This is a genomic window from Sphingomonas sp. Leaf230, assembly GCF_001421745.1.
Lineage (GTDB): Bacteria > Pseudomonadota > Alphaproteobacteria > Sphingomonadales > Sphingomonadaceae > Sphingomonas.
On the sequence record NZ_LMKW01000003.1, the window covers coordinates 40097 to 46709 of the forward strand.

Consider the following 6613-nt stretch of genomic DNA (forward strand, 5'->3'; position numbering starts at 1 on the left):
TTTCGTCTCTTCGGAGTGCCGCGCAGCCTGCTGACAGATTGATCGTCGAGAACAGCATATCGCGGATCATGAGACACTGCACCGGCAGTTCGCTGCGAAGGCCATGGTTTCCTAAACCAAAATACCGGGGAGGCTTTGGTATTCCCGAAATTCGACCCTCAATCGGGAAGGCCGGTGCTGGCTGGGCAATGGCGATAGAAGGTGGATAGGCCGACTTGGAGCAGCTTCGCTATTTTGGCAGGCTTGTCCCCGGCTGCGAGGAGCTTGCGCGCAGTGTCGATCTTGTCGGGCGTCATTGCTGCTTTTCGGCCACCACCGGTGCCGCCCTTCGCGCGAGCTGCCGCCAAGCCCGCGATCGTGCGCTCCTTCACCAGCTCACGTTCCATCTCTGCGACTGAAGCCAATATGTGGAAAAGGAGTCGCCCAGAAGGAGTGGCCGTGTCGAACCCATCGGTGAGAGATCGGAAGTCCACGTTGCGAGCGGACAGGCCCGCCGCTAGCTCGATGAGACCTCGGATCGAACGGCCAAGCCGATCGAGCTTCCAAATCACGAGGGTGTCTCCTGCGCGTGCGAAATGGAGCGCTTCCGCCAAGCCCGGTCGATCGACTTTCGCGCCGCTCGCTTTGTCAGTGAACAGTCTCTCACAACCGGCCTTTGCCAAGGCGTCGAGTTGCAGCGACAAATCTTGGTCGGTCGTCGAAACACGGGCGTAACCGATCAACATGGGAGCATCCTACGAGAGAGGGGCGACTCTTCGACTCCAAGACAAGGATGCGAGCCGCCCTCCGGCAGGCTATTTGAGCGGCAGGAACAGCTCCGCGACCGCCTCATGCTCCGGCACCTCCGGGAAGAAAGCGATGCGCTGGCAGTAGAGCGGGAAGTCGCGTACCTCCTCACCGCTTACGGGTAGCCAATCGCGGTAGAGATACAGTGCGGCAGGCTCCAGATTGTCGGTGTTGCCAACGACGCGCAGCACCGCGCAGCGTCCGCCCGGGATGGTGCCGGCATCGATCCGCTCGCCGTTCGCCTCGATGGGGCGATCGGTGCCGGCGCACAGGTCCATGCGGTATTCGGCCGGAGGCGTCGTCCGCGGATCGGAGTAGAAAACGTTGAAGGTCGGGCTGACCCTGGGTGACAGCCCAGTCGCTTTGCGCCAAGCGATGAACCGCTGGATGGTCGCGCCGATCGTCGCCGGGTCGCCGCGATGCTCCATGATCGCGACGGATGTCGGCGCTTCGTCGCGGATCGTTACATCATTGGTAGTGTAAGTGGTCTGCATGAGCTTGCTCCTCGCGTTGTCGAGAGGCCCGAAGGCCGCAAGCCACGGCTCCCAATCGGGAGCCTTCCTGAACGACGAGGGCGACTGCCCGACCCGTTGTCGAAAGGCACGGGCGAAGGCATCCGGGGCGTCGTAGCCGGCATCCATCGCTATGTCGGTGACGCTCTGCGCGTCCCTATAGGCCAGCCGGTAGGATGCCCGCTTCATGCGGGCGAGCTGGACGTAGCGATGCACGGAAAGCCCGAAGGTCGCCGTGAACTGCCGGTGGAAGTGATATTTCGAGAAGGCGGCGACGCCGCTCACCGCATTCAGGTCCAGATCGTCGTCCAGATGCCGGTCAATGTGATCCAGCACCCGCTGCATCCGGGCATGGTAGTTGTGAACCGCCGCCTTCATCGTCCTGTCCTCCGTGGCGGCGCCAGTTAGACGTACTTGGATCGGAGGCGCTCGACCGATCTTGCGGTTCTGCGTTCGATCCATGCGTTCTCGCAAAGGCTGCTAATCGAGAACGCCCGAGCCGTCTCACTTGCCGTTCGTTTTTGGGAACGCTGGTACGCGGCCCGTCTCACCCTGGATTGCTATGTGTCGATCAGCAGCCGTGGCGCAACGGCGTATCGCAGCCGGCTAATAGACAGGGGCGGTTGCCCGCCCCCATCCAGTTTTTAGCCGTGCTTCATGCCGCCCTTGGCATGATCGCAGCAGTCAGCAGCCTTGGCTTTTGCGCCATCCTTGCAGCAGTCCGCACCGTCCTTGCAGCACGCCATGTCGGCGCAGCAATTGGCGACAGCGGCGAATGCGCCGGTGGACAGGGTGAGGGCGAAGGCAGCGCTGATGAGCTTGAACTTGGTCATGATATTCTCCGAAATTTACGTGTGATCGTGTTCGACGTCACACGGTTTGCGGAGGGGGTGTGGCCGGAGCGTATGCCATGCCCAAAAGGCCGGTCTGTGGAGCCGGCCAAGGCGATAGACGGGAGGACGGAACCAGCTCGATATGCTCGACGGTTTCGCCGGCAACTGCAACGCACGGTATGGCGCAGGCCGACGCAGGCGCCTTTTTGATGGGAGCGCCTGCTGATTTGCTGGCGCAGTCCATCATCGCGGACGCAGCCGGAGGCGCGGCCATCGCCATCGTCTCGCAGAGCGGGCCGAGCCGGACCAGCAACATCACCGCCAGGACGAAAAACGCCATGAAATGCAATATCTTGGAGAGTGGGCGAGCCCGGCGTTTCATTGGATGCATCTAGAAGCACACTCAGTGATGCACAATGTCGTAGGAGCGGCTTGCCACACTAAGCGGACTTTACTCGCCTTTCCGGTACGTTGGCGAGATTGCGATGCTCGAAATGTCTGTGGCGCTATCGATCGGCACGCCTGCCTCCTTTCGCTCGGAATAGCGATCGACAAGCTGCGTGGTGTGCGGGCGCAGCAGGATCGTGAAGCGCACCAGTTCCTCCATCACGTCCACGATCCGGTCGTAATAGCTGGACGCCTTCATCCGGCCGGCGTCGTCAAACTCGTTGAACGCCTTGGCGACACTCGACTGGTTGGGGATCGTCACCATTCGCATCCAACGGCCAAGGACGCGCAGGGTGTTGACGCTGTTGAACGACTGCGATCCGGCCGACACCTGCATGACGGCGAGCGTTCGCCCCTGTGTCGGTCGCATTCCGCCCATCGACAGGGGCAGGTGATCGACTTGCAGCTTCATGATGCCGGTAATTTGGCCGTGCCGCTCGGGGCTGCACCACACATGTCCTTCCGACCACATCGACAGTTCGCGCAGTTCGTGGACGGCCGGGTGATCGTCCCCCGTCACCTGGTCGGGTAGCGGCAGGGTCGAAGGATCGAAGATCCGCGTTTCGCAGCCGAAGAATTGCAGCAGCCGAGCAGCTTCCTCCACACACAGTCGCGAGAACGACCGCTCCCGCAAGGAGCCGTAGAGCAACAGGATGCGCGGAGGCGGATCACCAGCGCCCAGCCCAAGGGCAGGACGATCGAGCGCATAGCGGCGATCGAGCGCGGGCAGGTGATCGGGATCGGAGAGCGTGCGAAGCGGCATTACAGACTGATCCTGATTGCGAGCGCGGCGAGTGTCACCAACAGCACCGGAATCGTTAGCGTTGCGCCAACCTTGAAGTAATAGCCCCAGCCGATCCGAATGCCCTTTTGCCCGAGGACATGCAGCCACAGCAGCGTCGCGAGCGAGCCGATCGGCGTGATCTTCGGCCCGAGGTCGCAACCGATCACGTTGGCGTAGATCATCGCTTCCTTGATCGCGCCCGTGGCGTGCGTCGCGTCGATCGACAGCGCGCCTACCAGCACGGTCGGCATGTTGTTCATCACTGACGACAGCAGCGAGGCGATAATCCCGGTCCCGAACGCTGCACCCCACACACCGCCTTGCGCGGTACGATCGAGCAGGCCGGCAAGGTGGTCAGTCAGGCCAGCATTCCGCAGGCCATAGACGACCAGGTACATACCAAGCGAGAAGATCACGACCTGCCACGGAGCACCGGCCAGCACCTTGCGCGTCTGGATGACATGGCCGCGCGCGGCGATGACGAGCAGGAGGACCGCGCCGGCAGCGGCCACAGCGCTGACCGGCACGCCGAGGGGTTCGAGCAGGAAAAAGCCGGCGAGCAGCAGGGCAAGAACGACCCAGCCCGCCTTGAAGGTGGCATGGTCGCGGATCGCATCACTGGGCGTGCGAAGCTGCGCCACATCGTAACTCGCCGGTATGTCACGCCGGAAAAATAGCAGCAGCGCGACCAGCGTCGCGGCGATCGACGCCAGATCAACCGGCACCATCACCAAGGCATAATCGGCAAAGCCGATCCGGAAGAAGTCGGCTGACACGATATTGACGAGGTTGGAGACGATCAGCGGCAGGCTGGCGGTATCGGCGATGAACCCTGCCGCCATGACGAACGCCAGTGTGGCCTTGTCCTTGTATCCCAGCGCCCGAAGCATCGCGATTACGATCGGCGTCAGGATCAAAGCCGCACCATCATTGGCGAACAGCGCCGATACCGCCGCGCCGAGCAGCACGATCAGCACGAACAGCCTGCCACCATTCCCCCCGCCCCAGCGCGCGACGTGGAGCGCCGCCCATTCGAAGAATCCGGCTTCATCGAGCAGCAGACTGACGATGATGATCGCGACGAACGTCGCGGTCGCGTTCCAGACGATGCCCCACACCACAGGCACGTCGGAGAGCGAGACGACACCAACGAGGAGCGCGATGGCCGCGCCGCCTAGCGCGCTCCAGCCGATGCCGAGGCCTTTGGGTTGCCAGATGACGAGCGTGATCGTGGCGATGAAGATAGCGAGCGCGAGCAGCATCAGGCGATGCGCTGACCCGAAGCGTCTACGACCTGTTCGCCGTCTTCCTTGGCAAACGCCTCCTGTTGCGGCCCGGGCAGCAGATCAAGGACCGCCTCGGAAGGTCGGCACAGCTTCACGCCGAGTGGCGAGACGACCAGCGGCCGGTTGATGAGGACCGGATGTGCCATCATTGCGTCCACTAGCGCGTCGTCGGACAGCGACGAGTCACCAAGACCTAGCTCAGCATATGGCGTGCCCTTTTCTCGCAGCAGATCGCGGGGCATGATCCCCGCGCGATCGATCAGCTCGATTAGCAGCGTGCGCGAGGGCGGCGTTTTCAGATATTCGATCACATGCGGCTCGATGCCGGCATTGCGTATCATCGCCAGCGTGTTGCGCGACGTGCCGCACTCGGGGTTGTGATAGATCACGATATCGACGGCCACGGGGCGTCCTTTCAGCAGCAGGGGGTGAGTTCGGCCAGGAGCGGCGCGCACAGTTCGGGTGACCCGGCGCAGCAGTCTTTGACGAGGAACAGCGTCAGCGCGCGCAGCCCATTTAGATCGGCGCGGTAGATGATCGATCGGCTATGCCGTTCGGAGCGCACAATGCCGGCCCGCGCGAGGATGCCGAGGTGCGCCGACATGGTGTTCTGCGGCACGTCGAGTTGGCGGGCGATTTCGCCCGCTGCCAGGCCGCCCGGTTCGTGCCGCACCAAGAGGCGGAACACGTCAAGGCGGGTGCCCTGTGCGAGTGCGCTAAGTGCAGCAATAGCTGAATCGTTTTCCATATATCCAGCATAGAGGATATCTCAGACGGGGCTAGGTCTGGGTTTCCGAACCCAGCTTTCTCAATTCATCATCCCTCGCGAGAATGCGGGATCGTACTAGAACGCCCAGTGCCGGACGCTCGGGTTGCGAATCACGGCTCCCGAAAGCGGTCATTCGTTCAGCGCGTTTTTTTTCGGTCCGGTCATTCCTGATGCAAAAATCAAAAGTTTTGCATCACAGGACTGGCTCAAATTGAGCGCTATGAGGCCTATGAAGGGTGACTCCGCTCAACCCAGAAAGCCGCTCTACGAGTCAAACATACTTGACTCGAAATGTCGCGTATGTTTGACATTTTGCAAAAGCGTAGGGGAAGCAGATGTACGAGTTCACTCACCGTGGGGCCGGGGTCAATTGGGCGGCTTTAGATCAAAAGAGCCGACGCCTTGTGTCTGGGAGTATGGCTAGCGCCGTGGTGGCCGTTATGCCGCTTTTCAAATGGACCGCTGACGCTGCGCGCCGAGTGGGTATCGAGTTTCAGGGCGCAATGCCCATTGAAGGCACCGCTGTTTCGACTTCTTCCCTCTATCTACCTGCCGCTTGGGTCGTGGCCTGGGTAATCGGCTTTGCTGCCTTATCTGGCATGCTATGGTGGCGCATGAGCATCCGGCAGGATGAGCTGTTTCATCGAGTGCAGAACTGGTCGCTCGGCATGAGTGGCGCGTAGACTGCCGCTGCCCTTACAGTGTGGGGCCTGTTAGATATGACCGGGATTAGCCCGCCCATACAGGGGCCTGCCCCCCTTATCCTGTTCTCAGCGCTCACGATCTTGTTCGGCCGGACGGCTGCGCGCAAATGGGCGTCCTAACTCGCCTCCCGGAACACCGGGCTGAGTCGAACTTCACGCAGGCTGGTTTGGCAACGCTCGTTGGCGTTTCCAGACAAACCATCAACTCAATCGAGACAGGTCGGTTCGAGCCTAGTTTGTCATTGGCGCTCAAGCTGGCCCACCTATTTAACGTGCCCGTAGAGAACCTTTTTAGCCTACCGGAAAATTAGACATCGGCGGTAGTGCGGCTGCTGTGGTGATGCAAAATTCACGGATTTCGCATCAGCCCAAGAACGGCAGGAAACCGAGGGCTGAGGTGGCCCCCTAAATGACCTGACAGGGCCCCGCTCTTAGATAAGAGTGAGGCATATGACTGACGGTACGACCAGGCGTTACAACGATGGCGAGGTT

At 61.4% G+C, this 6613-nt stretch carries 10 protein-coding genes; 2 read left to right on the top strand and 8 right to left on the bottom strand.

Annotated elements, in window-relative coordinates; genetic code table 11:
- Nucleotides 1-158 precede the first annotated feature (158 nt).
- From ASE82_RS05255 to ASE82_RS05290, 8 genes are all read right to left on the bottom strand, one after another.
- On the bottom strand, nucleotides 159-725 hold the full coding sequence (locus ASE82_RS05255) for a recombinase family protein (RefSeq protein ID WP_056059878.1): 567 nt from the start codon (nucleotides 723-725) through the stop codon (nucleotides 159-161).
- Between the two features lie 69 nt (nucleotides 726-794).
- Entirely contained in the window at nucleotides 795-1676 is an 882-nt protein-coding gene (locus ASE82_RS05260) for an AraC family transcriptional regulator (RefSeq protein WP_056059905.1), read from the bottom strand.
- Nucleotides 1677-1942: 266 nt separating this feature from the next.
- Nucleotides 1943-2131, bottom strand: coding sequence for a hypothetical protein (locus ASE82_RS05265; protein ID WP_041394287.1), 189 nt, complete (start codon nucleotides 2129-2131; stop codon nucleotides 1943-1945).
- Between the two features lie 37 nt (nucleotides 2132-2168).
- A complete protein-coding gene (locus ASE82_RS19265; RefSeq protein WP_156348776.1) occupies nucleotides 2169-2513 on the bottom strand; it encodes a hypothetical protein in 345 nt (114 codons plus the stop codon).
- Between the two features lie 69 nt (nucleotides 2514-2582).
- Nucleotides 2583-3341, bottom strand: coding sequence for an arsenical resistance protein ArsH (gene arsH / locus ASE82_RS05275; protein ID WP_056059883.1), 759 nt, complete (start codon nucleotides 3339-3341; stop codon nucleotides 2583-2585).
- Nucleotides 3341-4624, bottom strand: coding sequence for an arsenic transporter (locus ASE82_RS05280; RefSeq protein ID WP_056059886.1), 1284 nt, complete (start codon nucleotides 4622-4624; stop codon nucleotides 3341-3343). Before ASE82_RS05280 ends, arsH begins: the two co-directional genes overlap by 1 nt.
- Nucleotides 4624-5052: an arsenate reductase (glutaredoxin) gene (gene arsC / locus ASE82_RS05285; protein WP_082441314.1), complete on the bottom strand. Its 429-nt coding sequence runs from the start codon at nucleotides 5050-5052 to the stop codon at nucleotides 4624-4626. Before arsC ends, ASE82_RS05280 begins: the two co-directional genes overlap by 1 nt.
- Nucleotides 5053-5063: 11 nt before the next feature.
- A complete protein-coding gene (locus ASE82_RS05290; RefSeq protein WP_056059889.1) occupies nucleotides 5064-5396 on the bottom strand; it encodes an ArsR/SmtB family transcription factor in 333 nt (110 codons plus the stop codon).
- A 356-nt stretch (nucleotides 5397-5752) separates the two neighbouring features.
- Here ASE82_RS05290 and ASE82_RS05295 point away from each other — a divergent pair, with 356 nt between their 5' ends.
- Together ASE82_RS05295 and ASE82_RS18765 are read left to right on the top strand one after the other, a co-directional pair.
- Nucleotides 5753-6100 carry a hypothetical protein gene (locus ASE82_RS05295; RefSeq protein ID WP_056059892.1) on the top strand — a complete coding sequence of 116 codons (348 nt, stop codon included), beginning with the start codon at nucleotides 5753-5755 and terminating at the stop codon, nucleotides 6098-6100.
- A gap of 128 nt (nucleotides 6101-6228) precedes the next feature.
- Entirely contained in the window at nucleotides 6229-6432 is a 204-nt protein-coding gene (locus tag ASE82_RS18765; protein WP_082441315.1) for a helix-turn-helix transcriptional regulator, read from the top strand.
- Nucleotides 6433-6613 lie beyond the last annotated feature (181 nt).

Bases quoted from the DNA above. Each gene is read 5' to 3' on its own strand.
- ASE82_RS05255 (WP_056059878.1), bottom strand. From the start codon at position 725: ATGTTGATCGGTTACGCCCGTGTTTCGACGACCGACCAAGATTTGTCG.
- ASE82_RS05260 (WP_056059905.1), bottom strand. From the start codon at position 1,676: ATGAAGGCGGCGGTTCACAACTACCATGCCCGGATGCAGCGGGTGCTG.
- ASE82_RS05265 (WP_041394287.1), bottom strand. From the start codon at position 2,131: ATGACCAAGTTCAAGCTCATCAGCGCTGCCTTCGCCCTCACCCTGTCC.
- ASE82_RS19265 (WP_156348776.1), bottom strand. From the start codon at position 2,513: ATGAAACGCCGGGCTCGCCCACTCTCCAAGATATTGCATTTCATGGCG.
- arsH (WP_056059883.1), bottom strand. From the start codon at position 3,341: ATGCCGCTTCGCACGCTCTCCGATCCCGATCACCTGCCCGCGCTCGAT.
- ASE82_RS05280 (WP_056059886.1), bottom strand. From the start codon at position 4,624: ATGCTGCTCGCGCTCGCTATCTTCATCGCCACGATCACGCTCGTCATC.
- ASE82_RS05290 (WP_056059889.1), bottom strand. From the start codon at position 5,396: ATGGAAAACGATTCAGCTATTGCTGCACTTAGCGCACTCGCACAGGGC.
- ASE82_RS05295 (WP_056059892.1), top strand. From the start codon at position 5,753: ATGTACGAGTTCACTCACCGTGGGGCCGGGGTCAATTGGGCGGCTTTA.
- ASE82_RS18765 (WP_082441315.1), top strand. From the start codon at position 6,229: ATGGGCGTCCTAACTCGCCTCCCGGAACACCGGGCTGAGTCGAACTTC.